This window comes from Prevotella corporis DSM 18810 = JCM 8529 (genome assembly GCF_000430525.1).
GTDB classification, from domain to species: Bacteria; Bacteroidota; Bacteroidia; order Bacteroidales; family Bacteroidaceae; genus Prevotella; species Prevotella corporis.
The window spans coordinates 107,564-134,013 of sequence record NZ_AUME01000001.1 but is presented as its reverse complement, the minus strand read 5'-3'; the positions used below and the strand labels follow the sequence as shown (position 1 = coordinate 134,013).

Below are 26,450 nucleotides of genomic sequence, written 5' to 3'. Positions count from 1 at the left end.
AACACAGCATGAAGAAGTTGCATCGATTGCGCAATACCTAAACAAAAGCATTTTCAAACAGCCACTAATACCACTAAAAAGCCGTCTTCGGACCATATTATACAATTTACTGATTATCAACACAATAGACTTCGTCTTTCAAAAGGTCACCTTTTACCAGCACATAGGTGAGCTTTCGTTGTGCAAAAGGTCAGCTATCACCATGCGATAGCTTTGCTTGTTGGGAAACATCTGTTCGCACCCGACGGACAAGAGAGTAACACCGACCGATAAAAGCCTTGGTGTGGCATTGTCGTCATGAAGTTCTTCCAGCGCTTTTGCCAAAGGTCTGCCGCCAAATGCAAAACCATGCTACAACAAAAGGTTAAGCGCGAGAAAGAAAGGCTTTGGGCCGTTGCATGCAAACCACACCAAGCAGTCAGGAAAGGCAATCGTCCCAAATAGCATGGCTTTTATTTTGCCATTCAATCGATTTGGTGTATCTTTGCAGCGACATCCACATTATTGATAATGTCGAACGAAACAAGATATAGGCTTTTAAGTAAAATACAATCTCCTTCCGACCTTCGCAAACTAAGCATTGAGCAATTGCCTGAAGTTTGCAAGGAGTTGAGGGAAGATATCATCGAAGAAGTAGCCGTGAATCCCGGCCACCTGGCTTCGAGTCTGGGGGCTATGGAAATCACCGTGGCTTGCCATTACGTGTTTGACACTCCCGAAGACAGAATCGTTTGGGACGTAGGGCATCAGGCTTATGGACATAAAATTCTAACAGGACGGCGAGAGCGTTTCTCAGAGAATAGGAAACTCAACGGACTCATGCCCTTCCCGTCGCCAAAGGAAAGCGAATACGACACCTTCACTTGTGGACACGCCTCCAACTCTATATCGGCAGCACTCGGAATGGCCGTGGCAGCCAAACTGACCAACCACCCCAACAGGCATGTTGTAGCCATCATCGGCGACGGAGCTATGAGCGGAGGGTTGGCCTTCGAAGGCCTCAACAACGCATCGAGCAAGCCCAACGACCTGCTGATTATCCTCAACGACAACGATATGTCAATCGACCGTGCTGTCGGAGGAATGCAACAGTATCTCTTGAACCTTGACACCAACGAGACTTACAACCGCTTGCGATTCAAGGCATCACAGTGGCTGCACGACAGGGGGATACTCAACGACAAGCGCAGAAAAGGCATCATCAGACTGAATAATGCCCTGAAGTCTGTCATCTCTCAACAGCAGAACCTCTTCGAGGGAATGAACATCAGATACTTCGGACCTTTCGATGGAAACGATGTCAAGGAAGTGGTGCGCATACTACGGCAACTGAAGAACATGAAAGGCCCAAAGCTGCTACATCTCCACACTATCAAGGGCAAAGGCTACGAACCTGCGGAGAAAAGCGCAACCGTATGGCACGCACCAGGTAAGTTCGACCCAGAAACCGGTGAACGCATCATACAAGACACCAGCAATCAACCACCCAAATACCAGGATGTTTTCGGACAGACCCTGTTGGAGTTGGCAAAAGAAAATCCACGGATTGTAGGCGTTACCCCAGCTATGCCCTCAGGTTGCTCAATGAATGTCCTGATGAAAGAAATGCCCGACCGCGCATTCGACGTGGGAATTGCCGAAGGACACGCAATGACCTTCTCGGCAGGAATGGCAAAAGACGGATTGCAACCTTACTGCAACATCTACAGTGCGTTCTCGCAACGCGCCTATGACAACATCATCCACGACACGGCAATACTGAATCTGCCTGTCGTATTGTGTCTCGACCGTGCGGGGCTGGTAGGCGAAGACGGAGCAACTCACCACGGCGCATTCGATTTGGCATTCCTAAGACCCATCCCCAATGCAACTATCGCCTCGCCAATGGACGAGCGAGAACTGCGAAGGCTGATGTACACTGCCCAGTTGCCAGAGAAAGGATTTTTCGTCATTCGCTATCCGAGAGGCAAAGGCGTACTGATTGACTGGCGATGCCCGTTCGAGGAAATACAGGTTGGCACCGGACGCAAACTCTTCGACAAGAACATCGGAAAGGAGAGTTCTAACAACGTGGCCATTCTGTCCGTCGGACCATTGGGCAACAATGTCGAGACGGCCATCAGAGAGCTGGAATCGACACCCGACTCCTGTTCAGGCCATATCGCCCACTATGATATGCGCTTCCTGAAGCCATTGGACGAGAAGATTTTGAAGGAAGTTGGAGAGCATTTCACTCATATTATAACGATAGAAGATGGAATACGAAACGGTGGTTTGGGAACGGCAGTCGTGGAATGGATGAGCGACAATGGGTATTCGCCAACCATCAACCGAATGGGACTTCCCGATCGATTCATCGAACAGGGAACCATCGGCCAACTACAGCAGCTTTGCGGACTCGACACAGAAGCCATCAAGCACACAATAAAGGACAATCTTCAATAGAAGACAGCCATAATTAGTTAAGGACATGAAAATCATCATCGCCGGTGCCTATGCCATCGGAACTCATCTTGCACAACTCCTCTCACGAAACAAGTACGACATCGTATTGATCGATGAGATTCCAGAGAACCTTGAGAAGATAGGAAGAGACTTTGACTTGCTGACCATGGAGGCAAAGCCCACCAGCATCAAGGCGCTCAATGATGCAGGGGCAAAAGATACCGACCTTTTTATCGCTGTAACACCAAAGGAAACGGACAACATTACAGCCTGCATCATGGCCCATCACCTTGGTGCGAAGAAGACAGTTGCGAAGATCGACAACCCAGAATACATGGAACCGGAGAATCAGGAGTTCTTCAAACGACTCGGTATCAGCAGCCTCATCTATCCAGAAGTTCTGGCAGCAAAGGACATTATCAACGGTCTGAAGATGTCGTGGGTAAGACAACGCTGGGACGTGCACGACGGAGCACTCGTCATGCTGGGCATCAAACTGAGAGAAAGCTGCCAGATTCTCGACAAACCACTCAAGGATATAAGTGGTCCTGATGACCCATATCACATTGTTGCCATCAAACGACACAACGAAACCATCATTCCCGGCGGTAATGACACTCTGAAACTCGAAGACTTGGCTTACTTCATGACCACCAAGAACTATATTCCGTACATCCGAAAGATAGCGGGGAAGGAGCATTACGTGGACGTCAAGAATGTCATGATTATGGGTGGAGGGCGCACTGCTGTGCGTTCAGTCAAAATTATGCCAGAATACATGAACATAAAAGTCATCGAACGTGATGCCGACAGATGCGAATATCTCAATGAAATGTTCGATGAGGATAAACTGGTGATCAATGGCGACGGTCGCGACACTGCCCTGCTCGTTGAAGAAGGCATAAGAAACACACAGGCTTTCGTAGCTCTGACGCCCAATGCCGAAACAAACATACTCGCATGCATGGCCGCCAAGCGATACGGGGTGAGGAAAACAATTGCGTCGGTTGAGAATTTCGACTACGTTGATATGGCCGCCAACCTCGATATCGGTACAATTATCAACAAAAAGGCGATTGCAGCCAGCTACATTTACCAGATGCTGCTTGACGCTAACGTGAACAACGTAAAGTTTTTGATGTCAGTTGATGCCGATGTGGCTGAGTTCACACCAGTACAAGGCTCAAAAATCACAAGGAAACCCATCAAAGACATCAAGCTGCCAAGTGGCATGACAATCGGCGGTCTGGTAAGAGGCGACGAGGGGATGCTCGTCTCTGGTAACACGCAAGTTGAGGCTGGCGACACAGTCGTGGTGTTCTGCTACAACGTTGATAAAAAGAAGGCCGAGCGATTGTTCAACTAACTGTTTGAGAAATCATTGATAATGCTTAATCTTAAAACCATATTCAAGATTCTTGGCTCACTGCTGTGGATAGAAGCGACGCTCCTTTTCTGCTGCCTTATGGTTTCATGCTGGTATCAAGGCACAGACACCATAGCTTTTTTATGGAGTATTCTCATCACGATAGCCAGCGGTTGCACCTTCAGAGTTATCGGATTGAATTCAAATAATACGCTTGGGCGACGCGACGCATACTTTGTGGTAGCCGTTTCGTGGATACTTTTCTCGCTTTTCGGTACCCTTCCGTTCCTCATCAGTGGCTATATAGACAATTTCACAAATGCTTTCTTCGAGACTATGTCAGGTTTCACGACCACCGGGGCAACTATCATCGACTATCCTGAACATTTGCCCAAGGGACTCCTCTTCTGGCGCTCGCTGACGCAGTGGATCGGTGGTTTGGGAATTGTGTTCTTCACCATTGCTTTGTTACCATCGCTTGTCGGCGGATCAGTGAAAGTTTTTGCAGCGGAATCGACCGGGCCTATCAAAAGTAAGCTACATCCGCGCCTCAGCACAAGTGCGAAATGGCTATGGATGGTCTATGTGATTCTGACAATAGCCTGTATTCTCAGTTACAAGGCATGTGGGATGGGCTGGTTCGACGCTTTCAACTACTCAATGACGAGCACCGCCACAGGAGGGTTTGCCACTGAGAGTGGCTCCATTATGTCTTTTCATTCTCCCGCCGAAGAATATGTCTGCACATTGTTCTGCTTTCTTTCGGGCGTTAATTTCACATTATTATATACTTCTGTAGCTGGGTTCAAGTTAAAGAAACTCTTCCGCAACAGCGAGTTCAGGTTCTACACTACCCTTGTGGCGAGTTTCACCATCTTTATCATGCTGGAGCTTATTTTCCGGAGGAGTTATGACGTGGAACATGCTTTCCGAAGTTCTGTTTTTCAGGTTGTTTCATTCATCACGACGACGGGCCTTTTCAGCGATGACGCTGCCCAATGGCCACACGTTACTTGGGTAGTGCTGGCTGCCTGTATGTTTTTCGGTGGTTGTTCCGGCTCAACGAGCGGTGGTATCAAGAGCCTCCGTGGCATCATGCTTATCAAAGTGGTGAGGAACGAGTTCCGACAGATTCTGCATCCTAACGCAGTGCTTCCCATGAAGATAGATGGGGTGAACATTCCCCAGTCGCACCGTGTCACGCTTCTTGCCTTTATTAGTCTTTACCTGTGTCTGACGCTTGTCTGTGCCTTCACGATGATAGCCGCCGGTATTGACTCGACCAATTCCATCACCATCACCCTGAGTTGCCTCGGTAACGTCGGGCCTACTCTTGGTTTGGAAATCGGTCCGACGATGTCATGGGATGATTTGCCCGATTTTGCCAAATGGATAGGTTCTTTTCTTATGCTTGTGGGGCGTCTTGAACTTTTCACGGTCCTTGTGCTTTTCACTCCCTCATTCTGGAAAGAGAATTAGCCTCCCGTTTTCAGCTCCCTCTGTTGGCTGAAGGATGAAGAAGCGAGGAAATGGGCTAAGTCGCGCTTGATTTCAAGGAAAGGTTCTGCATTCATGTAGCCGAAACTCCGGCGAAGCATGGGTATGATTTCTTCCATACTATGCTCATAGCTCGACAATTCGTTCTTTCGCTGTAGGGCATGCCGAGCGTTTCTCCAGATTTCCTGTTCACGTTCGTGTATCAGCTTGTCACATACTTTCTTCATTGCGGGCACAACGACATTGTCGAACAGATGGTGTCCTTGGATGTACAAATAAGTAGTTTGCGGAGTGACACCCATCCGCTTGATGTCGTCTTTTACGGCCAGATAGCTCTCTTTTGCATCGGGATAATCCTTATGGAACTGAATAATCTTGCGCGAAACCTTCCTCCTTAAATTATGAATGTTACGATACGGGTCCTCCAGTGAGAATTTTCCGATATCAATCACTCTGTTGAAGTCGGTTATGGTAAACCTTCCGTAGATTCCATTCCTATAAAACCATATACTCCACACGAACAGTGGGAAGATGGCCTCGCTGTATTCGCGCAGGTAATTCTCGAAATCGAAAATCGGCTGGTCGTTCAATGTCACCGCAACCGCCACATCGTGCAGTCCACGGGCATAGCACTGGAGGTTTTCTATGGCATAGGCGTAGGTGTGAAACACATACGGATTTTGGGTAACATCACGCGAAACGGCCGTAGTGTTCTGCAGCAAGTAGTCGTAATCGGCATCCACGCACGCTATCATATTCTCGCCAACTTTTTTCGATAGTAGATTCATCAGCACCGATTTCTTGCCTTTTGTCAGGTTTTGTCGTGACGGAAGCATCACCTCAAAATAGAGTTTCTCGTTCTCAAACCCACTGAGCACCGTCCGCCAAAAATATATGTCGTCGTAAGACTCCACGTAGGCAACGATCTTCGTTCGCGCATTCAGGCTGTTCAGCTTGTTGGCCGCATGGATATAGTCGGACGATAGGTTGTCTTTCAATCTATTTCCCATTGCCTTGTTCCTTCCGTTTTTCAATCAACAGTAATGTCTGTCACTTCCGTAACATTGTCAATCCATCCGTTCATGATAACGGCCGGGCTATGGGTGGTGAGAATCACCTGGACATTGGGGTTCAATTCCATAACCAGGTCTATCAGTCGTTTCTGCCATTCCACATGCAAACTGACTTCAGGCTCGTCCATGAGAAGCACATAAGGCAGATTGTCCTCGACAAGTACGGTCAGCAAAATGGCCAATATTTGTTTCTCGCCACTCGACAGATTATAGGGGAAGAGCGTTTCGCCTACTTGCGTGAATCGAATCTCATTCTCCGTGCGCACGATTTTCTTGCCAGTCTCGGTGAAAAGGTCGTCAATTATATCCTGAAAGCGTTTTTTGGGTTCGGAAATGGCCTGCGCACGCACGGCGGCATCAGGCTCCCCCGACTGCAACACATCAATGATGCGGTTGCCGATGTTGACTTGATAGTCAAGATATTTCCGCTGCAACTGGAACAACTGCCAGTCGAGCTCTGTTACAAGGTTTAGATCGACCTTGGCGATGCTGTCAATGTTCATCAGCGGACGGTCGAAAGAGCGGATAATGTCGTAGCGAATCCACTTCGCATTCTCTGGATACACTTTCAGACGGACCCCCTTCAGCAAATGGCTTGGAAACTCACCGCCTTGTGAAAGGCCCTTTACCACCTTGTTGATGATAGTACTCTTGCCCACACCATTGATGCCACTGAGGATATTCACCTGTCTGTTCAGCACCCACTTAATATGTTTCATGCCGCCCCAAAGCGAGTCTATCTCTATTTCTTCAATATAATCAGCGTATTTCTGCATAGCCTTTCCCTTCCGTTTATCACTACAAATATAAATATTTTCTTTCACATCGCCATTAAAATTTCGCTTTTTAACTCTATTCACTTCAATTCTGCCTCGCCGTCATCAAGTCAGAGACATTACGACAGCCAGCCTGCAGGCACTCCAAACCTCTCCCACCAACCATAATCCACAATCGCTAATTAGGGCGCAATCTCACTATCAGGTGGTGATAACATGGCTTTCAGACTGATTTCAATGACCGATTGGAGATTACAACAGTGCGAAAAAACTTGACAAATCAACTTTTCGCAAGACGATTTTAACACATTGTTATTCAGGCGGTTACATTTCTCACATCAATAGCTCATCTTTCACCGTGCGAAACCTCACCTTTCGTCTCGCAAAAGCTCATCTTTCGCAAGGCGATGGGGCAGACAACGGAATGTGACGGTGATTTTTATTTGACACCAGCTATCACCAAAGCATCAACCATCACACGTCAAAGCGACTGCGAATTATGAAAAAACCTATCCAAAACTTTCTTAATTATTTTGAACTTCCCACGTTTTAATGTATCTTTGTAGCTATGAATTTACAAGATTCGCAGAACATAAAAATGAGCGAGAATGTCATAATTGTTGACGCCGACTACATCGACGAAGTGGCATTCAACCTGACTCTGAACTTTGAGAGAATGCTGGACAGGAGGATTCCAGCAGCCGACTTCAGCCAGTGGATTGTGAACATTGCTCTCGACGGGCGGATGAAACCGGGCAATCACGAGACACAGGTGGTGGTATTGCACGACAAGGGCAAACGGCAACTCGACAACTACGTCCCCTCAAGTCTTGGGCAAGAACTCGACAAACAGGCTTTCAAGGACGAGACTCTCGGCGAGTTCATCATCAACACCATCGCAACAGGCGGAAAGGTGACCGAAAAGGACGAAGTGATGCTCGATTTCCTGAAGATTGTGCTGAGCCACAAGGAGGTCAGCCGCATCATGATTGTCCCCAATGCCGAAGATGGCAACATCTATAACCTGCTCCGCAACGCGCTGAGGGATGTTGACGACGAGGAAAAGCACGTCACACTGTTTGCCATGCAGCCCATGGAGGGCGGTAATTTCAAACAGCAGATTCTCGGATACTCCATCATAAATGCCATGGGGATAACCGCTGACGAGATAGAAAAGAAAACAAAATAAAAAGAATACAGAACAATGGGAAAAGTACTAATGATCGGGGCGGGCGGCGTTGCCACCGTTGCAGCTTTTAAAATCGTCCAGAACCAAGACGTATTTACGGAGTTTATGATAGCAAGCCGTCGCAAAGAAAAGTGCGATGCATTGGTGAAGGCCATTCACGACAAGGGATACAAGGCCGACATCAAGACCGCACAGGTGGACGCCGACGATGTGGAGCAACTGAAAGAGCTATTCAACTCGTTCAAGCCAGAACTGGTAATCAACCTCGCTTTGCCATATCAGGACCTGACCATCATGGACGCTTGTCTGGCATGTGGGTGCAACTATCTCGACACGGCCAACTATGAGCCGAAGGATGAGGCACACTTCGAATACAGTTGGCAATGGGCCTACAAGGACAAGTTCGAGAAAGCCGGACTGACGGCTATCCTCGGTTGCGGATTCGATCCAGGAGTGTCGCAAGCTTTCACAGCCTACGCAGCCAAACACCACTTCGACGAGATACACTACCTCGACATCGTGGACTGCAATGCAGGTAACCACCACAAGGCTTTCGCAACCAACTTCAACCCAGAAATCAACATCCGTGAGATTACCCAAAAAGGTCTCTACTACGAAGATGGGAAATGGATTGAGACTGAGCCATTGGCCATACACCAAGACCTGACCTACCCCAACATCGGACCACGCGACTCTTACCTGATGCACCACGAGGAGCTGGAGTCGCTGGTAAAGAACTATCCTACCATCAAGCGCGCACGTTTCTGGATGACTTTCGGTCAGCAATACCTTACCTACCTCGACTGCATCCAAAACCTCGGCATGAGTCGCATCGACGAAATCGAATATGAAGCTCCATTGGCCGATGGAAGCGGCAAGAGCGCAAAGGTGAAGATTGTACCGCTGCAGTTCCTCAAAGCCGTATTGCCCAATCCACAAGACTTGGGTGAGAACTACGACGGCGAAACATCCATAGGCTGTCGCATCCGCGGTATCAAGGACGGAAAAGAACAAACCTACTACGTTTACAACAACTGCAAACATCAGGATGCTTACAACGAAACAGGCATGCAGGGCGTAAGTTACACCACGGGTGTACCAGCCATGATCGGAGCAATGATGTTCTTCAAGGGGCTTTGGCGCAAGCCAGGCGTTTGGAACCTTGAGGATTTCGATCCAGACCCATTCATGGAACAACTCAACAAGCAAGGTCTGCCTTGGCACGAGGTGTTCGGAGGCGACTTGGAACTTTAAGGATATGGCATCGTCTTTGGACGTTATAGAATTCATCTGCAAACAGATAGCAACCGCAGGTGAGGTGAAGTACAGGAAAATGTTCGGCGATTACATGATCTATGTAAACGATAAGCCAGTGGTTACCGTGGGCGATGACATCCCGTACGTGAAAATGCACGAGGCAATCGGGGAACTGATGTCGGCGGCCGAACAGGGATATCCCTACGAAGGGGCCAAACTACACTATATTTTGGACGTGTCGAAACCCGACATCGCAGTAAAAGTAGTGAGCAAGCTGGCCGAAGTACTGCCTTACCCTAAGAGCAGGAAGAAAAAGAAATAACACTTTTATTATACAATAGAAAACAAGAAAAAGAAAATGGCAAAAGAAAATACAAGCGCCGCATCATCAGCTGAAGGAAAACTGAAGGCACTACAGGCCGCAATGACTAAGATTGAGAAAGATTTCGGCAAAGGTGCCATCATGCGCATGGGCGACAAGCAGATAGAGAATGTTGAGGTGATACCGACCGGAAGCATCCAACTCGACCTCGCACTCGGCGTGGGCGGCTATCCGAGGGGCAGGATTATAGAGATCTATGGTCCAGAATCATCAGGTAAAACCACCCTTGCCATCCACGCAATCGCCGAGGCTCAGAAAGCGGGAGGCGTAGCAGCTTTTATCGATGCTGAACATGCCTTCGACCGTTTCTACGCATCGAAACTGGGAGTGGATGTCGATAACCTTTGGATTTCCCAACCAGACAACGGTGAACAAGCACTCGAAATTGCCGATCAGCTGATTCGCTCGTCTGCCGTTGACATACTCGTGGTTGACTCTGTGGCAGCACTCACACCCAAAAAGGAAATTGAGGGCGACATGGGCGACAACGTAGTCGGATTACAAGCACGATTGATGAGCCAGGCGCTGCGCAAGTTGACATCGACCATTGCCAAGACAAATACCTGCTGCATCTTTATCAACCAGTTGCGTGAGAAGATTGGAGTGATGTTCGGCAATCCAGAAACAACCACTGGTGGCAATGCACTTAAATTCTATAGCACGGTCCGTCTCGACATCCGCCGTGCCTCTTCGATTAAGGATGGTGACAATGTCACAGGCAATTTGGTGCGCGTGAAGGTTGTGAAGAACAAGGTGGCACCCCCTTTCAAGAAAGCTGAATTTGAGATAACCTTCGGCGAAGGCATTTCGAAAATTGGCGAAATACTCGACCTTGGGGTTGATTACGACATCATTCAGAAGAGCGGAAGCTGGTTCAGTTACAACGGAACGAAGCTCGCACAAGGCCGCGACGCAACCAAAACCTTGCTGAAAGACAATCCGGAGCTGACCGAAGAAATTGAGGGGCTCATCAGAGAGGCTATCAAAGCTAACGCCAGCAAATAATTACGCTAATGTAAATAAAACCAACAGATAATGAACAGATTATTTGGTGGTTAGAAAATAAAGACGTAATTTTGCACCCGCTATTACGAGATAATGGCATAAAATTCAAACTAATAAAAGTTATTAAAGCAAATTATGGCAACAAAAATCAGATTGCAACGCGGTGGTCGTAAAGGCCATGCTATCTATAGCATTGTGACCGCTGACGTTCGCGCACCACGAGATGGTAAATGTATTGAAAAGATTGGTACTTACAACCCTAATACCACACCTGCCACAATCAATTTGAATTTCGACCGTGCGCTTTATTGGCTTGAGACAGGCGCTCAACCAACAGACACAGCCCGCTACATCCTCAAGAGCGAAGGTGTTTACATGATGAAACATCTCCGTGGTGGTGTAAAGAAGGGCGCTTTTGACGAAGCTGCTTGCCAGCAGAAGTTCGACGCTTGGAAACAAGCTAAGGTAGCTGCGACAGAGGCTTTGGGCAAGAAAGCTGCCGAAGACAAGAAGGCTGCCGCAGCAAAGAATCTTGAAGAAGAAAAGAAAGTAAACGAAGCTATTGCCAAGAAGGTAGCTGACAAGAAGGCTGCCGCAGCTGCTGCGAAAGCAGAAGCAGAGGCTGCAGAGGCTGCTGCCAACAATGAGGAAGTAGCCGCTGAGGCAACAGAGGCAGAGGCTGCTCCAGCAGAGACTGAAGCACCAGCAGAAGCTTAATCTTTCCAGAAACAACAAAATAAAGAGGATATGCCATAACATATCCTCTTTTTTAGTACGAAGCCAGCAAATAAGAGAGAGAGAATCTGGCTTTGGACCTTTTGCAATGTAGCACGCCATCAGGCACGCAAATATTCGTTAACATCGACCGCTATCGGCCGGCAGATGGCAAACGCATCCTACAATGATGCCAACTTTGTTTCCAGCCGTTTTTATACCCTTGCCGACATCTTGTTTGTCGTTTTATCCCGATATGCCTCATTATAGCTTTGGAGAGGCGATATAGAATCTACCCGACCATCGAATAAAAACAGTACAGACATATTAGTCAATTGAGGATTGGGCGAACAATCATGGGGCGAAAATCCTACAGAAATCGGACAATGGAAGAATCCTTGCCCAGCCTTCGTCTCATAACTTCTATCCGACCCCATCAGACAGGAGAGAAGAGAGAGATCCTCATCACAGGAAAAGATTATTTACCGCCGAAGAAGCCTTTTATCTTTTGCCAGAATCCTGACTTCTGAACCTGCTCGCCAGCATTTTCAATCGTGCTGCCCAGTTTCTCGGTAACGTTCTTAACGGTCTCGTTTTTCTTCAATTCCTCAAAGGTATCCTCCACCTTTTCCGTAACATTCTTGACGGTTTCGTTATCCTTGATGTCATCGAGCAAATCCTCGGCCTTGTCGCGAAGGTTCTTCACAGTCTCGTTATCCTTGAGGTCTCCCAATACATCGTCAACCTTATCCTTGACCGATTCAGCTATGCCTTCGACCTTATCTTCCACCTTATCTAACTTTTTCTCTGCATCTTTCTTCAAATTCTTAGCCATTTTCTTTCCTTCTTCTTTATCCATATTTACAGATATTTATAATGATGCCTACGCTCTTTCCAACTTGCAGTTCGGCTTTTCAATTCAAACTAAAGTACAAATGCAAATATAACGATTATCAAACAGAATACAAATTTTTATAACTATATTTTGTTAAATCAAGATAAATTTATATGTTTCGACACTTTCTATAGCCTAAAAACTAAAAACTGTAACAAAAATGTAACATCCACCATGACCTCTCAAGAACCCTTCTGCCACTGTTAACTGCATGAAATATCGAAAGTTTGCCTTGGGATTTCAAGATAAAGTCACTATATTTGTAGCAATAACATCATCCAAAACCATCGTCTGACTGACAAAGACGAAATTATTCTACGAAATTATGAAAGAACTCAAGTGCCCAAAATGTGGTAGTGTGTTTACCGTTGATGAGGCCGACTATGCATCGATAGTGAGCCAAGTGAAGAATGCAGAGTACGAAGCTGAAATAAAGTGCCGGATAGAGGAGATGCACGAGAAGAACCGGGCCGAGCAAGAACTGGCCAAGGCAAGAGCCGAAAAGGAACTGATGCAACGCCTCAATGCCAAGGAACAGGAAATAAATTCGAAAGAGACAGAAATAAACCGGGTGAAAAACGAGAAAGACCAAGAAATCGAACGTCTGAAAGGACAGTTGAAAAGCATAGAAAGCCAGAAAAAAGCAGAGCTGTTGCAGACCGTTGCGGACATGGAAAAAGAACGCACCGAACTGCAGTCGCAACTCCTTCAGGGAGAGAGCAAACTCCAAATGGCACTGATGGAGGAACGCAACAAAGCGCAGCAACACCTTCAGGCGAAGGAAAGGGAAATCAGCGAACTGCGGGCATCGGTGGAACTGGAGAAAAAAGAGGCCCAAATACACGAAGTCGCACTGATAAAGCAGCATGAGGACGAGCTGAAGCTCAAGCAAGAGCAACTGGACTACTACAAAGACCTGAAGACCAGAATGTCAACGAAAATGGTCGGCGAGACACTTGAGGCCCACTGCTCGACACAGTTCAACCAATACCTCCGCTCCATCATGCCCAACGCCTACTTTGAGAAAGACAACGATGCCTCGGATGGGACAAAAGGCGATTTCATCTTCCGCGATTACGAAGACAACATTGAATACATATCCATCATGTTCGAAATGAAAAATGAGATGGACACCACGGCAACAAAGCATAAGAACGAAGACTTCTTCAAAAAGCTCGATGACGACCGAAGGAAGAAGAACTGCGAGTTTGCCGTTCTCGTCAGCTTGCTTGAGCCAGAGAGCGAACTCTACAACGGAGGAATCGTCGATGTCTCATACAAATACCCGAAAATGTATGTCATCCGCCCCCAGTTCTTCATCCCTCTCATAACATTACTCGTGCAAACATCGAAAAAAAGCGTGGATTACAAACGGCAATTGGCGCAAGCACAAAGCAAGGAAGTCGATGTAACCAACTTCGAGAACAAACTTGAGGACTTCAAACAGGCATTCGGCAACCACTATGAGAAAGCCGCCGAGAAATTCGACAAGGCCATCAACGACATCGACGGCACGATAACGAAGCTGCAAAAGGTAAGGGAGGAGCTGTTACAGTCAAAGAGAAACCTGAAATTGGCCAACGACGATGCCGAGAAACTGACCATCCGCAAGCTGACCTACATGAATCCCACCATGAAGAAGAAATTTGACGATGCGCGTGAGCAAGCAAAAGGCGATATTGTCGAGATAGAATAGTCCGACGAGAGCGACGTCATCCCCCTCCGCTGCCAGCCCGAAAGAGCCTCACAAGACCACGAATTCCGCTCTTCACGTAACTCACTGATAAACTGAACGATAGCTTCCACCTTGCAAAAGGTCAGCTTTCGTCATCCAATAGGTGACCAATCGCAGTGCAAAAGGTCAGCTTTTGCCTCGCAATAGCTTAGCTCTTAGCGAACAAGGAGGCGAGGACGACTCTGCAACAGATCACGACCACCAGCTGGAATGCTATCAATTCGGAGAGTCGAACATCAACAAAAGTCCCATCAGAGTGTGGCATGGCCACTATTCTGATGGGACTAATATTATCAAATACTTTAAATGAAATTCAGTCGAAGCCCTACTTTGCAAACAGCAAGATCATCCATTGCGCAAGCATCACCCTGACAAACAGTGTCAGTGGGTAAACCGTAGCATAACGAATGGCAGGGATATTGTTCTTCGAAGCATCGGGAGTCAGCGACAGTGCCGGAGCAAAAGTCATGGTTCCGGCAATGTAACCCAGCAGCGTGAAGTAGTCGAGCTTCAGCCAGTAGCGTCCCAGCACGGAGGTGATCCAGAGCGGAACAAGCGTAATGATGAGGGCATAGCCCATCCAAAGGTAACCGCCGTCGAGCAGCTTGCTGACAAAGTTTCCGCCTACGCTCAACCCCACACAAGCGAGGAAGAGCGTAATACCGAATTCCTTTAACATAAGGTTGACACTCTGCGTATTATGGGTGTTCAGTTTGAAACGAGTTCCGAAATTACTGATGAGTATGGCGACGATAAGCGTACCGCCAGAGAAGCCCAGTTTGACAGGCATCGGCATTCCAGCCAGTGGAATCTCGATGCTTCCTATCAGCACTCCCAGCAAAAGAACGAAGAAAAGCACTGACAGATTGGGACGACGAAGACTGTTGACCGAGTTGCCCAATATTCTCTCCACACGTTTCACGTTCTCCTCCTCACCGACCAAAATCACGGTATCACCGATTTGCAGACGCAAGTCAGGTTTTCCTATCAGATGAACGCCAGCACGATGGACTCGCGAAATGTTGACATTGTATATCGAACGGAGTTTTAACTCTTCAATGCTCTTACCATTGATGCCTCCCTGCGTCACGAGACACCTACGCGAGATGAGCCGGTGGTCGAGTTTGCCCCACAAGGCATCCGTCATCTCTATGCGGTGGCCGATGAAGGCACAGATAGTCTCAACCTCACTCTGTTCGGCAATAATCAGAAGCTTGTCGCCCTCATTGATAACCGTTTCAGGATGAGCCATCTCAATGACACCGGTGTCCTTGTGCATGATGCGCGAAATGAGGAAATCATGTTTGTCGAGCAATGTCTTCACATGAGCCACCTTATTCTGGAACACCGAAGGATTGGTCACCTCCACAGAGATGACAAGTGCCTCTTTGCGCTGCGCCTTCTCCCTGTCCTCAATGCGCTGCGACTCCTCATCAACTTTCACACGGAAAGCCCATTTCAATCCACCAGTAGTGATAATCATTCCAAGAATGGCCATGGGATAACCCAACGCATAGCCAATACCGATATCAGGCGAAGCAGTTCCCGTCAGCCCCTTGGCAGCCTCTTGTGCGGCACCCAGAGCGGGGGTGTTGGTGACAGCTCCCGACATAATGCCCACCATCGCCTCAATCGAATTACCTGAAAAATAGAATATCAGATAGGTGATGATGAGTGCAATGAAAACCGAAGCAATGGAAAGCAAATTCAGCTGAATGCCACCTTGCTTGAAAGTAGAGAAGAACCCTGGACCTACAATCATGCCAATGCCGAAGATGAACATGATCATTCCGCTCTCTTTAACAAAAGAAAGTACGGTGGGATCGATGGCGAGGCCTAAATGACCAGCCAAAATTCCAGAGAAAAGAACCCAAGTGACTCCAAGCGAAAATCCGCCAACCTTGATTTTACTAAGCGACAGTCCCACTGTCACCACCAAAGCTAAAACGAAAATTGACTGCCCGATGCTCGTTCCTGTCAATAAATCTACAATCATTTCCATGTGTGGTCAATTAAAATAGAATAGGCACCCAGCCAGCCTTGTCCATCCGCCACAGAATAACAGACAAGACTTTTGTAATCATCGAAGTGACAATCTTTTATACCCAGCACCTTATTGTTAATATAAATACGGTTTTTCGCCCTCTTTTGCCATGCTACCCACGGCAATTATCCATAGGGCAAATTAAAATTCGGTGCAAAGGTACAACAAACTTCTGATAACGAGTATTTTTCGATGACTTTTTCCTAAGCGCAACAATTATTTCATACCGCACGCAGAATCAACCAGCAAGTGGAATTATTTGCAAAGTTATATATAATGTTGATAAAACACATCGAACACTGAAGGGGCAGCAATCGTTTCCCTTACTCTCCTCCCACAGAAGCATAACACCGAGAACACAGTACACGTTTGTATAATGCGCTATACACGTTTGTACTGTCAGCTGTACAAACGTGTACAAAACAGGAAGTGTTTAACATCTCGTTAGTGAGTTCTTATAGAGGCGGATAAGGACCGGTTGGGTGCAGACTATGGAAAGTTATTTGTATCGTTTTATCCGCATCAGTGTGGGGTAGGATTCCTCATAGCGGTCGAACTCGATGGCATTGCCGTCGTAGCCCATTTCGTTGAACGATTGGCGAATGGCTTTCTGTTCCTCTTCCGTGATGGCACGACGTTGCTGACGGACATGGTAATAGGTTGCTTCACCGAAGCAAGTCATGACTTCATATCTGACACTGCGCAGGTCGGCTGCCCGCACATTGTCGAAGATGTGAGAGATGCCCCATGCATATTTTTCCCGACGGTCGGGTATGAAGAGCGGACAAGGTTGCTTGCCGTTTATCACCGAAGGGTTGGCTACGGTGTAGGTCTCGTTCGTGTTCCCGTCGAGCATCTTTTGGGCGGTGTGGTGCAGGCATCGGTCTGCTTGCTCGCAATGTGTTCCGGCGCAGTGGGCGAAGCCGCTGTCGAGTTGGTTGTATTCTTCTTGGGTCATAATATTTTGCGGTAATTCAACACATCAGTAAATCTTTTAATAAATCTCTCTTCAGAAATAGGTTGGATGGCCAAACAACAGTCGTTAAATTGTTCCATACGGTTTAATTTTCAGATTGTTTATTTTAATTGGTTATAACCAAATAATCCCGGCGGCACACAATGCCACCGGGATTATTTTCTGCGTTATACTATTTTTACTTTACTTCCTCAAACTTTAATACTATTGATTATCAATAAGTTATAGAAAAGTGTCGCAAATTACAAATACGTTTTCCATATTGGATATTGTTATGGGATAAGTAACCATAAAAATAGGGAAAGGCGTTTAAGAAGTTTAACGTATCACGAAGTCCTGAATTTTCACTTTTATCAGTTCGGCTTCACTTTCAAAGGTTGAGCATGACAAGGCGATGGACTCATTTCCTTTTATTTAAATTCCTCCATTCAACTCCAACTTATATGTTCCTGCTGGCAAAAAAATTCAATCTTTCCGATGCAGTTGCTATTCCAAAGTCTTTCTCACTCAATACCGTTGTCAAGGCCAAGATAGATAGAGATAATTGCTACAAATACCGATATAAAGTATCATTAGTTAATCTTTATTTTATATCTTTGTCAATCAAAAGATACATTATGACAAAGTTCACTAAATCAAACTGGATGACCAGAGGCTTGCAGGAGAAGTTGAACATCGTTGGTGAGCAGTTCCGTCTTGCACGGCTCCGTAGGGACCTGACGATGGATCAGGTGGCACAGCGTGCACAATGCAGTCGCTTAACGCTTGCACGTTTGGAAAAAGGTTCTGCAACAGTCTCCTTTGGTACCGTTACGAGAGTACTAAATGCGCTACAGCTTGAAAACGACATTCTTAGTCTTGCAAAGGATGATGAGCTCGGACACATGATTCAGGATTTGGAGATAAAAAACAGGAAAAGAGCTTCAAAAAGGTAGGAATGGTGGAGCGATAACCGTTACAATAAGTGTATATTATTCCTGTTTCTCTTTTTGGGACGCCCTGTTTCAACTCATTTTTTCAATGGGAGTGTAGCAACGCTATATAACTGAGGCAGAGCTGATAACGCTGCATGAATGGGATGTATTACACAGAGCAAAATAATAAATTAAGATAAGAAAAACATAAGATATTTTTCGTAACTTTGCCAAGATAACAGCAGAAAAGCATAAGGAAATGGCAGAATCACTGAACCTAAATAATGAAATCGTCATCTATCAGAGTGAGGATGGCAGAACCCAACTTGATGTAAAGTTGGAAGGGGAGACTGTGTGGCTTACGCAAGCACAGATGAGCGAGCTATTCCAAATAGATAGAACTGTTATCAATCGGCATATTCGGAATATCTACAAGAGTGGAGAACTTGAAGAAAAAGCAACCTGTGCAAAAAATGCACAAGTTCGAGTGGAAGGAAGCAGAGCTGTGAGCAGAACTATTCCCTATTATAATCTTGATATAATTATATCTGTTGGCTATCGAGTCAACTCCATTCGTGGTACTCGCTTCCGCCAATGGGCAAACAGCGTCTTGAAACAGTATCTTATTAAAGGTTATGCAGTGAACGAGCGCATACGCAAACAGCAGATAGCAGAGTTGCGCCAACTGGTACAGGTGGTGGGTAGAGCCATTCAACAGCAGAGCGTTCCTACCACAGATGAGAGCGATGCCCTATTTGATGTGGTGGTGGATTACACCTACGCCCTCGATACGCTCGATGATTACGATTATCAACGACTGAACATTAATAAGACTACCAAAGAAGAGCCTTTCCACGCCACCTACGAGGACGCCATGCACGAAATAGACATGCTCCGTGATAAGTTTGGAGGCTCCGCCCTCTTCGGCAACGAAAAGGACGATTCCTTCAAAAGCTCTATCGGACAAATCTATCAGACTTTCGGTGGCGAAGAACTTTATCCCAGCGTAGAGGAGAAAGCAGCCATGCTTCTCTACCTCGTTACCAAGAACCATTCGTTCAGTGATGGCAACAAGCGTATTGCTGCCACACTCTTTCTCTGGTTTATGAACAATAACGGTATTCTCTACCGTGAGGATGGCTCCAAGCGCATTGCCGACAACAGCCTCGTAGCCCTTACGCTAATGATAGCCGAGAGCCGGACAGAAGAGAAAGATGTGATGGTAAAGGTCGTTGTTAACCTAATCAATAAAAACAATTAAAATCTCAGCTATGTTTCTTGATCATTCATGGGTACCATCTGCATTTATCGCCTTGCTTGTCGTCGTGATGTTGGCAGTAATGAATTTCTTTGCACGTCGCACAAGAATACGAGTGTATCACGCAGCCTCCATTCTCATAGGAGCATTTGCCATTTACCAACTCTATGCAAATCTATCGGCAGGTTTGAATTTTATCAGTTCTGTTACCTGTCTTTGTGTAGGTGTTATAGCTGTAGTTATTTGTGGTAAAGTGGCAACGATGGAGCGTCAAAAAATAATTGAAGAAGAGCAGGTTCAGCAACAAGATATTGACCAACCACTATCAATACGGACCTCTAATGTGCAAAAAGAAATGGATTATCTGTCTATAAATCAAGCAAAAACATCTGAAGAATTAGTAGCTATGAGAGATATCGAAAATAAGATTGCTGATAAAGATGCTAAGCTACAACAGGAACAAAATGCGACGAATGAGGCTGTGTTGGAATGGTTTAACATGAAAATAGTATATTTTGAATCAGATATTCAATTAGCCTTGCGCAATTGTGCTAAATTGTTTATGCAGAGTGGTAATATAGAAATAAAACAGGAGAACCTTCCCCCACACAATACACACTATACCCAACAAAATCTCATTCTGATATCCAGTATATTTATTCTTACAGGAAGAAGCCGTGTACAGTGTGTGGATTTTGTCCTAAAAGTATTTGCCAACTATTTCCGTATTCCAAAATCTTCAAAAGAACTCGAACATATTAAAAGTCAAATTTTAAGAAAAATAAAAGGGGTAAACACTATGCTGAAGGAGATAAAGAAAATTTCAAATAGGTCATAGGGAACTTTCTATAAATTTTCATACCACTATAGAAAAGAATTTGTACCTTTGTCTTTAAAAAAGAGAACCTAAATGTCATACCAAGCAGACATCAGTGAAACAGTTTTTTTTCAGCAATACCCAGAGATCCTTGAAACATTGCTGAAAGACCATACTACCCAAAAGAACATTTTTTGGGCTACTGACAGTTATGCCGACTTAGGACAAGGCTTCCAATTCTCAGACCCGATAGCAATAGAGCATATTATAGGAGAGCATGGAATGGTGATTCGCCCTCGTGCTTTGAAAACAAAGGAGGAACAAGTTGGACGAACCAAAGACATGGCAGAGGTATTTACGCCCTCCTGGGTTTGCAATGCACAAAATAATTTGGTGGATGACGCATGGTTTGGATACAAAGATTCTTTCAATATTGAGGACGATAAGTCCAAATCCTGGAAAGCTACCGAAGGCCCTATCCCTTTTCCAGAAGACAAGACGTGGAAAGATTACGTACGTGCTACCCGAATGGAAATCACATGCGGTGAAGCACCGTACTTGGTGAGCCGATATGACACGACCACAGGTGAAATGATACCTCTGGAGCAACGCATTGGTATGCTCGATCGTAAGCTGCGTGTTGTCTCTGAAAATACAGAAACATCAGGCGACTGGCTTGCCATGGCGCAAGAAGCCTATAAGAACATTTACGGCTACGAGTGGCAGGGCGATAATCTGTTGCTGGCTCGTGAGGCATTGTTGATTTCGTTTGTTGAATATTACCAAGCTAAATTTGGCAAGAGTCCCTTAAAAAAATCCATACAATACATTGCCTATATCATATCATGGAATGTCTGGCAAATGGATGGACTGAAAGGCGTTGTGCCTAATAGCTGTAAAGAAGGTGTGACTGTCAAGGAGCAAGATCTTTTTGGCGAGACAACACGCACAGAATATTGTGAAGGCTGTCAACAGGACAATATACGAAAGCATAATGGAGTTTACTGTCTCATCCGAGATTGGGGGCTGAAAGACCCAAAGACAGGAGAGAACAACCGAAAAATAAGATATATCGATTTGATAAAATAAGGCTATGGCTACATTTGAATCATCACTGAAATCACGGCTCATTTATGTCTTTGCCATTCAAGACGAATGGCATAAGGACTGCTTAAAGATTGGTGAAACAACATTGGAGGAAGACCATGGCGACTTCCCCGCGCCTTGCAGCGACACACTGAATAAAGCGGCTCGCAAGCGCATTGACCAGTACACGACAACTGCCGGTATTGCTTACACGCTGCTTTATACAGAAATGACCGTCTTTTTTAAAAAAACTATATGTTCATTCAATGACAAGCAGGTACATAGCGTATTGGAACGCTCAGGTGTAAAGAAAAAGCTTTTCGACACGGTGAAAGGTGCTAACGAATGGTATTGCTGTGACCTTGAAACGGTAAAGAAAGCCATAGCTGCCGTTAAGCAAGGACTGACAAGTCTGCATCCCGGAGATATATCTACCACACTGAATCCCATTATCTTCCGCCCAGAGCAACAAGCAGCCATAGACAAGACCAAAAAAGTATTTAGCCGTGGGAATCAAATGCTATGGAATGCCAAGATGCGCTTTGGAAAGACACTTTGTGCCCTTCGTGTGGCAAGGGATTTGGAAATGAAGCGAACCATGATACTCACTCATCGTCCTGTTGTCGACGAAGGGTGGTTTGAGGATTTTGGGAAGATATTCTATGATCGCCCTGATTATCATTATGGCTCACGAACAAAAGGTGAATCTTTTAAGGCTCTGGAGTACCTTGCATCTAAGGGAGACAGATATGTCTATTTTGCTTCCATGCAGGATATGCGAGGCTCAGAATTGGTAGGAGGCAAATTTGATAAGAACAATGAGTTATTTTCGACATCGTGGGATTTTCTGATTATTGACGAAGCACATGAGGGAACACAGACGGAATTGGGCAAGGCGGTTATTGAGGAACTGACTAAAGCAGACTCGAAGGTGCTTCAGCTCTCTGGAACCCCCTTTAATCTTCTTGATGAGCACTCCGAAGATGAAATCTTTACTTGGGATTATGTGATGGAGCAGCGGGCTAAGGCTGAATGGGATATTGCCCACATGGGCGATCCTAACCCTTACGAATCATTGCCCGCCATCAATATTTATACCTATGACTTAGGCACACTCATGAGCGACTATGCCGATGATGAGAAGGCTTTCAACTTCCGCGAGTTTTTCCGTACCCGTGAAGACGACACCTTTGTCCACGAACACGATGTGGACAACTTCCTCACGCTCTTGTGCCGTGACGACAAAGACAGCCTTTATCCATACAGCCGTGATGAGTATCGCCGTATATTTCGCCACACGCTATGGATTCTGCCTGGTGTAAAGGCTGCCCGAGCGCTGAGTGCCAAACTAAAAGCACACCCCGTCTTTGGACTCTTCGAGATTGTGAACGTGGCTGGAAATGGTGATGAGGATGAGGAAAATGCCGACGCGCTCCAAATGGTCAAAAAAACAATTGGTCCGGACCCGGATGCGACCTATACCATCACGCTCTCATGCGGTCGTCTGACTACAGGCGTGAGCATCAAGCCTTGGACTGCCGTGTTTATGATGGCCGGTTCATACAGCACCAGTGCTGCCAGCTATATGCAGACCATCTTCCGTGTACAGACACCTTTCACGTACAAGGGACGCATGAAGCAGCAGTGTTATGCTTTCGACTTTGCCCCCGACCGCACGCTCCGTGTGCTGGCAGAGGCAGCCAAGGTATCGGCCAAAGTGGGCAAGGCTACAGATGAGGATCGCAAAATCCTGGGCGACTTCCTCAATTTCTGCCCTATTATCTCTATCGACGGTTCACAGATGAAGCCGTATGATGTCAACAAGATGATGGGACAGCTGAAGAAAGCGCAGATAGAGAAGGTGGTGCAGTGTGGATTTGAAAATGGTGCACTCTATAATGACGAGCTCCTGAAACTCACAGATGTTGACCTCACCGACTTCAAAGACCTGAAAGGCATCATCGGCAAGACCAAGGCTATGGCCAAGACCGGCGACATTGACGTGAACAGCCAAGGCTTTACCAATGAGGAATACGAAGAGAAAGAACAGCTGGAAAAGAAATCTAAGAAGGAGCGATCCCCGGAAGAGCAAAAGCGACTAGAAGAGCTGAAAAAGAAACATAACCAGCGCAAAGAGGCCATTTCTATCCTTCGGGGTATCTCCATTCGTATGCCCTTGCTCATCTTTGGCGCGGAGTTGATAAATGAGGATGATGAAATCACCATTGACAACTTTGCAAATCTTGTAGACAACCAGTCATGGGAAGAATTTATGCCCAAAGGTGTCACGAAGCAAGTCTTTGAAAAGTTCAAGCGGTTCTACGAACCAGACGTATTCCGTGAGGCAGGCAAGCGCATTCGTGAAATGGCGCGAACGGCAGACAAGTTCACCGTCGAACAGCGCATTGAGCGAATAGCCGGAATTTTCAACACCTTCCGCAACCCTGACAAGGAGACCGTACTCACCCCCTGGCGTGTGGTCAATATGCACATGAGCGACTGTTTGGGTGGCTTGTGCTTCTACGACGAAGAGTTTAAGCACACACTCGAAGTCCCTCGTTATGTGAATCAAGGTCAAGTGACAAAAGACGTCTTTCGTCCCGAAGCACGCATTCTCGAAATCAACAGCAAGAGCGGTCTCTATCCACTTTACGTGGCCTACAACATTTATCGCACTCGTGTAGAAGCAGCAAAAGCCAAATATGGGGAAATAGGACATGCCTTTGCCATGCAGCTTTGGGACTTGACCATCGAGAACAACATCCTTGTTATCTGCAAGACGCCGATGGCCCGAAGTATCACGAAGCGTACATTGGCGGGCTTCCGTGATACAACTGTGAATGCTAAGTATTATAAGAACTTAATAGAAAACATCACCCATCAGCCTGCCGTGGTGGTAAATACCTTCAAGGACGGCAAGCACTTCTGGGGAATAAACAATGATGAGAATATGACTATAGACGCTATTATAGGAAATCCACCATATCAGGTGATGGACGGAGGAGGATCCAATACAAGTGCTGTATCAATATACAATCTATTTGTAGATATTGCAAGGAAAATAAAGCCTATCTACTTGTCTATGATCATGCCAGCGAGATGGTATTCAGGCGGAAAGGGACTTGATGGCTTTAGAGAATCAATGCTATCTGATAAACGCATACAACGTATGGTGGATTACCCAAACCCAAAGGATTGCTTCCCAACTGCGAATATCAGTGGTGGGATATGCTATTTCCTCTGGAATAAAAATTATTTAGGAAATTGCGAATATACAAATGTTGTAAATTCAGAGCGTATTTCTTCGACAAGGCAATTATATGAATATGATGTGTTCGTCAGGTATAATAAGGCTCTACCTATTATAGAAAAAGTGTTAGCGACCTCTTTTGAGAGTCTTATGGGAATAGTGTCTGCCCGTAATATTTATAATCTTGATTCGTCAGTTAGAGGTGTAAATAGCCGGATGCAATCATCTGATGTCACTGTATATTCCAGTCGAGGCACAGGCTATTTGCCATTATCTGAAATAAAGTCTGGAATAAATTCCATCAATAAGCACAAAGTGTTCATGGGTAAAGTGCTAAGTGGACATATCGGGGAAACAGATGAAAATGGGAAAGTTAAGGTAATTGCAACAATTCAGACTGCAAATCCGAACGATGTGTGTACAGATTCTTATTTGGTTATAGGCAGATTTGAAAAAAAAGAAGAAGCTATAAATCTTGAAAAATACATAAAGACAAAAACATTGAGATTTCTTTTGCTTCAGTCCCTCACATCTATGAATATATCACGCGGAAACTTTCGCTTTGTCCCCTTGCAGGACTTTACAAGATCTTGGACTGATGAAGCCCTTTATGCTAAATATAGCTTTACTGACGAAGAAATAAAATACATCGAATCTGTGATAAAACCAATGGAATAATAGTTAATGTCCCTATCCGTAAATTAAGAATAGGGACATTCCTGTTATTCTGCTTTCTTTGAAAGTATTTTTTTAATGTGACTTTGTGTTTCAGCCTCGATATCGAACAATCCATAAAGTTGCTCGGTAACATCAGAATTGAAATCTATATATTGGTTGCCATCAGAATAGTCCTTCAAGTCAGGAACTTGCTTGGCAAGCGATGTTAAAGATTCATCAGTCATTAGGAACGCAAATCTAATCAACTCACTCTTAACATACTTATAGAAATTTCGAGCTTCGCTTTCTGTGTCGAAAACTTTGAGGGCGACACGCGAACGTCCAAAGGCACTATGATTGTCAAGTACGGCAAGTTGGTTGCTACGCTTTTGTCCTCCGGCATTGGCACTTGACACTACAACTTTCCATTTGTTCAGATATTGTCGTCCTGTTGGTATATTATCTTTATCGATAACAAACCAACAAGCCCTGCCACTTTTGCCAGCTTTGTCATTAGTAAAAAGTTTTACATCTCTGTCAAAATTCATCACCACGTCTGATTCATATTCTCGCACAAGTAAAGGGTGCTCCTCTACGAAACTACTTTCAATTCCAAAGAGTGTTCTTGGGAAAATTGAATCATGTAAGTAGGTTAAATTATTATCTGACACAAAAGATTTTATTTTCCCTACGACTTTTACGTCCAACGGATTAAGAGGCATTAGTTCTTCTCCAGGATTGGGGGCATCCGCTTCAATCCTATTATTGTCTACCGAATATACATAAACAAAACCTTTTGTTTTCTTTTTAGAATCTTTCATCACAATTGAAATTCCATCAGGAATTCCCTGCTGGCTAAATAACTCATTTGCATTTGGATAAAATATTATCTTTTGCAAATGTGTATCATTGATTTGTTCAAGTCCGAAACTGGATAATCCCTTTCCAGAACGATGGATCCAGCGCCCTCCCGGATAGATAAGGGATGTATATCTTGCCATCTTTTCACTAATAATTTGGAAATAGTGAAAAATATTTGTTACGACCTTTTGTCCGTTTTCCGTATCCTTCTTGGCAACAGTAAGTTGGTATGGTGGATTTCCTATAATAGCGT

At 45.5% G+C, this 26,450-nt stretch carries 21 protein-coding genes; 14 read left to right on the top strand and 7 right to left on the bottom strand.

The annotated features are described in order from the left end of the window. Positions 1 to 153: 153 nt before the first annotated feature. Entirely contained in the window at positions 154 to 324 is a 171-nt protein-coding gene (locus H515_RS14340; protein ID WP_154653603.1) for a hypothetical protein, read from the bottom strand. A gap of 186 nt (positions 325 to 510) precedes the next feature. Here H515_RS14340 and dxs point away from each other — a divergent pair, with 186 nt between their 5' ends. From dxs to H515_RS0100510, 3 genes are read left to right on the top strand one after another with little or no spacing between them, the layout of a single operon-like run. Further along, the gene (gene dxs, locus H515_RS0100520; protein ID WP_025875979.1) at positions 511 to 2,445 is read left to right on the top strand and encodes a 1-deoxy-D-xylulose-5-phosphate synthase; all 1,935 of its coding nucleotides are present in this window, start codon (positions 511 to 513) and stop codon (positions 2,443 to 2,445) included. Between the two features lie 25 nt (positions 2,446 to 2,470). Beyond that, positions 2,471 to 3,811 (top strand): Trk system potassium transporter TrkA, encoded by a 1,341-nt coding sequence (gene trkA / locus H515_RS0100515; RefSeq protein WP_028901430.1) that lies wholly within the window; start codon positions 2,471 to 2,473, stop codon positions 3,809 to 3,811. A gap of 21 nt (positions 3,812 to 3,832) precedes the next feature. After that, complete coding sequence (locus tag H515_RS0100510) at positions 3,833 to 5,290, top strand: TrkH family potassium uptake protein (RefSeq protein ID WP_025875977.1); 1,458 nt, start codon at positions 3,833 to 3,835, stop codon at positions 5,288 to 5,290. Here H515_RS0100510 and H515_RS0100505 read toward each other — a convergent pair. After that, on the bottom strand, positions 5,287 to 6,318 hold the full coding sequence (locus H515_RS0100505; protein WP_025875975.1) for a DUF4435 domain-containing protein: 1,032 nt from the start codon (positions 6,316 to 6,318) through the stop codon (positions 5,287 to 5,289). The genes H515_RS0100510 and H515_RS0100505 overlap by 4 nt on opposite strands. A 20-nt stretch (positions 6,319 to 6,338) precedes the next feature. Continuing rightward, positions 6,339 to 7,157: an AAA family ATPase gene (locus H515_RS0100500; protein WP_025875973.1), complete on the bottom strand. Its 819-nt coding sequence runs from the start codon at positions 7,155 to 7,157 to the stop codon at positions 6,339 to 6,341. Between the two features lie 568 nt (positions 7,158 to 7,725). Here H515_RS0100500 and H515_RS0100495 point away from each other — a divergent pair. The 5 genes from H515_RS0100495 (at position 7,726) to H515_RS0100475 (ending at position 11,707) form a co-directional block, all read left to right on the top strand. Further along, positions 7,726 to 8,346 (top strand): DUF6621 family protein, encoded by a 621-nt coding sequence (locus tag H515_RS0100495; RefSeq protein WP_028901429.1) that lies wholly within the window; start codon positions 7,726 to 7,728, stop codon positions 8,344 to 8,346. A gap of 15 nt (positions 8,347 to 8,361) precedes the next feature. Beyond that, positions 8,362 to 9,600: a saccharopine dehydrogenase family protein gene (locus H515_RS0100490; protein WP_028901428.1), complete on the top strand. Its 1,239-nt coding sequence runs from the start codon at positions 8,362 to 8,364 to the stop codon at positions 9,598 to 9,600. Between the two features lie 4 nt (positions 9,601 to 9,604). Beyond that, a complete protein-coding gene (locus H515_RS0100485; protein WP_025875971.1) occupies positions 9,605 to 9,925 on the top strand; it encodes a transcriptional regulator in 321 nt (106 codons plus the stop codon). A gap of 36 nt (positions 9,926 to 9,961) precedes the next feature. Next, entirely contained in the window at positions 9,962 to 10,990 is a 1,029-nt protein-coding gene (gene recA, locus H515_RS0100480; RefSeq protein ID WP_025875970.1) for a recombinase RecA, read from the top strand. A gap of 135 nt (positions 10,991 to 11,125) precedes the next feature. Then, positions 11,126 to 11,707, top strand: coding sequence for a 30S ribosomal protein S16 (locus H515_RS0100475; RefSeq protein ID WP_025875969.1), 582 nt, complete (start codon positions 11,126 to 11,128; stop codon positions 11,705 to 11,707). Positions 11,708 to 12,182: 475 nt separating this feature from the next. On the opposite strand, the gene H515_RS12750 is transcribed toward H515_RS0100475, so the two are convergent. Next, positions 12,183 to 12,563, bottom strand: a complete 381-nt coding sequence (locus tag H515_RS12750; protein ID WP_025875968.1) for a hypothetical protein — start codon at positions 12,561 to 12,563, stop codon at positions 12,183 to 12,185. 361 nt (positions 12,564 to 12,924) lie between these two features. Between H515_RS12750 and H515_RS0100465 the strand changes: the two genes are divergently transcribed. Further along, positions 12,925 to 14,295: a DUF2130 domain-containing protein gene (locus H515_RS0100465; RefSeq protein ID WP_025875967.1), complete on the top strand. Its 1,371-nt coding sequence runs from the start codon at positions 12,925 to 12,927 to the stop codon at positions 14,293 to 14,295. 364 nt (positions 14,296 to 14,659) lie between these two features. On the opposite strand, the gene H515_RS0100455 is transcribed toward H515_RS0100465, so the two are convergent. Together H515_RS0100455 and H515_RS0100445 are read right to left on the bottom strand one after the other, a co-directional pair. After that, on the bottom strand, positions 14,660 to 16,330 hold the full coding sequence (locus H515_RS0100455) for a putative transporter (protein WP_244870054.1): 1,671 nt from the start codon (positions 16,328 to 16,330) through the stop codon (positions 14,660 to 14,662). A gap of 547 nt (positions 16,331 to 16,877) precedes the next feature. Beyond that, the gene (locus H515_RS0100445; RefSeq protein ID WP_028901426.1) at positions 16,878 to 17,336 is read right to left on the bottom strand and encodes a DUF6078 family protein; all 459 of its coding nucleotides are present in this window, start codon (positions 17,334 to 17,336) and stop codon (positions 16,878 to 16,880) included. 635 nt (positions 17,337 to 17,971) lie between these two features. On the opposite strand from H515_RS0100445, the gene H515_RS0100440 reads away from it, so the two are divergent. From H515_RS0100440 to H515_RS0100420, 5 genes are all read left to right on the top strand, one after another. Further along, entirely contained in the window at positions 17,972 to 18,289 is a 318-nt protein-coding gene (locus H515_RS0100440) for a helix-turn-helix domain-containing protein (RefSeq protein ID WP_025878067.1), read from the top strand. Positions 18,290 to 18,527: 238 nt separating this feature from the next. Then, entirely contained in the window at positions 18,528 to 19,529 is a 1,002-nt protein-coding gene (gene rhuM, locus H515_RS0100435; RefSeq protein WP_025878065.1) for a virulence protein RhuM/Fic/DOC family protein, read from the top strand. Positions 19,530 to 19,539: 10 nt separating this feature from the next. Next, entirely contained in the window at positions 19,540 to 20,364 is an 825-nt protein-coding gene (locus H515_RS0100430) for a hypothetical protein (protein ID WP_154653602.1), read from the top strand. A gap of 72 nt (positions 20,365 to 20,436) precedes the next feature. Beyond that, positions 20,437 to 21,432 carry a hypothetical protein gene (locus H515_RS0100425; RefSeq protein WP_025878061.1) on the top strand — a complete coding sequence of 332 codons (996 nt, stop codon included), beginning with the start codon at positions 20,437 to 20,439 and terminating at the stop codon, positions 21,430 to 21,432. Between the two features lie 4 nt (positions 21,433 to 21,436). Continuing rightward, a complete protein-coding gene (locus tag H515_RS0100420; RefSeq protein ID WP_028901425.1) occupies positions 21,437 to 25,357 on the top strand; it encodes an Eco57I restriction-modification methylase domain-containing protein in 3,921 nt (1,306 codons plus the stop codon). A gap of 44 nt (positions 25,358 to 25,401) precedes the next feature. Here H515_RS0100420 and H515_RS12745 read toward each other — a convergent pair whose 3' ends face one another. After that, positions 25,402 to 26,442, bottom strand: a complete 1,041-nt coding sequence (locus H515_RS12745) for an Eco57I restriction-modification methylase domain-containing protein (protein ID WP_211231988.1) — start codon at positions 26,440 to 26,442, stop codon at positions 25,402 to 25,404. Positions 26,443 to 26,450 lie beyond the last annotated feature (8 nt).

Excerpts from the sequence above, each read along its gene's own strand:
- dxs (WP_025875979.1), top strand. The coding sequence starts at position 511 with ATGTCGAACGAAACAAGATATAGGCTTTTAAGTAAAATACAATCTCCT.
- trkA (WP_028901430.1), top strand. The coding sequence starts at position 2,471 with ATGAAAATCATCATCGCCGGTGCCTATGCCATCGGAACTCATCTTGCA.
- H515_RS0100510 (WP_025875977.1), top strand. The coding sequence starts at position 3,833 with ATGCTTAATCTTAAAACCATATTCAAGATTCTTGGCTCACTGCTGTGG.
- H515_RS0100505 (WP_025875975.1), bottom strand. The coding sequence starts at position 6,318 with ATGGGAAATAGATTGAAAGACAACCTATCGTCCGACTATATCCATGCG.
- H515_RS0100500 (WP_025875973.1), bottom strand. The coding sequence starts at position 7,157 with ATGCAGAAATACGCTGATTATATTGAAGAAATAGAGATAGACTCGCTT.
- H515_RS0100495 (WP_028901429.1), top strand. The coding sequence starts at position 7,726 with ATGAATTTACAAGATTCGCAGAACATAAAAATGAGCGAGAATGTCATA.
- H515_RS0100490 (WP_028901428.1), top strand. The coding sequence starts at position 8,362 with ATGGGAAAAGTACTAATGATCGGGGCGGGCGGCGTTGCCACCGTTGCA.
- H515_RS0100485 (WP_025875971.1), top strand. The coding sequence starts at position 9,605 with ATGGCATCGTCTTTGGACGTTATAGAATTCATCTGCAAACAGATAGCA.
- recA (WP_025875970.1), top strand. The coding sequence starts at position 9,962 with ATGGCAAAAGAAAATACAAGCGCCGCATCATCAGCTGAAGGAAAACTG.
- H515_RS0100475 (WP_025875969.1), top strand. The coding sequence starts at position 11,126 with ATGGCAACAAAAATCAGATTGCAACGCGGTGGTCGTAAAGGCCATGCT.
- H515_RS12750 (WP_025875968.1), bottom strand. The coding sequence starts at position 12,563 with ATGGATAAAGAAGAAGGAAAGAAAATGGCTAAGAATTTGAAGAAAGAT.
- H515_RS0100465 (WP_025875967.1), top strand. The coding sequence starts at position 12,925 with ATGAAAGAACTCAAGTGCCCAAAATGTGGTAGTGTGTTTACCGTTGAT.
- H515_RS0100455 (WP_244870054.1), bottom strand. The coding sequence starts at position 16,330 with ATGATTGTAGATTTATTGACAGGAACGAGCATCGGGCAGTCAATTTTC.
- H515_RS0100445 (WP_028901426.1), bottom strand. The coding sequence starts at position 17,336 with ATGACCCAAGAAGAATACAACCAACTCGACAGCGGCTTCGCCCACTGC.
- H515_RS0100440 (WP_025878067.1), top strand. The coding sequence starts at position 17,972 with ATGACAAAGTTCACTAAATCAAACTGGATGACCAGAGGCTTGCAGGAG.
- rhuM (WP_025878065.1), top strand. The coding sequence starts at position 18,528 with ATGGCAGAATCACTGAACCTAAATAATGAAATCGTCATCTATCAGAGT.
- H515_RS0100430 (WP_154653602.1), top strand. The coding sequence starts at position 19,540 with ATGTTTCTTGATCATTCATGGGTACCATCTGCATTTATCGCCTTGCTT.
- H515_RS0100425 (WP_025878061.1), top strand. The coding sequence starts at position 20,437 with ATGTCATACCAAGCAGACATCAGTGAAACAGTTTTTTTTCAGCAATAC.
- H515_RS0100420 (WP_028901425.1), top strand. The coding sequence starts at position 21,437 with ATGGCTACATTTGAATCATCACTGAAATCACGGCTCATTTATGTCTTT.